General features: G+C 37.6%; 1 protein-coding gene. It reads right to left on the bottom strand.

Annotated features, from left to right (window positions below; genetic code table 11):
* Window positions 1-340 (bottom strand): transposase (locus JEM65_RS21025; protein WP_199603694.1); only part of this gene is annotated, 340 nt, incomplete at both ends.

Below are 340 nucleotides of genomic sequence, written 5' to 3'. Positions count from 1 at the left end.
GTTAAATTGACTTTCTTACCTGCACGACGGTAATCCTTGGCAGTAAAAGTGACATTCCTGTTTTTATGGTCAATATCAACAATCCGATGGTTGCTGATCGCTATTTTATGGGTATATCTGCCCAGGTATTCAATTACATATTTTGGACTTCTAAAAGGTTGCTTGGCATAGACCACCCATTTTTTACCGAACACTTCATTGTAAATTTTCTGAGGGATCTTTAAGTCACTTTTTCTAAGCTCTGCGATATATTTTGCCCTAAACACTTGACTCATGGATTTTACATTGAACAAGTAGTTGCCTTTGTTCTTTGCAGTTTTCCATTGTCCCGATTGGCTCA

The sequence above is a fragment of the Gelidibacter salicanalis genome (assembly GCF_016469035.1).
Lineage (GTDB): Bacteria > Bacteroidota > Bacteroidia > Flavobacteriales > Flavobacteriaceae > Gelidibacter > Gelidibacter salicanalis_A.
The sequence above is the reverse complement of the archived record's forward strand: the minus strand, read 5'-3'. Positions and strand labels throughout refer to the sequence as shown.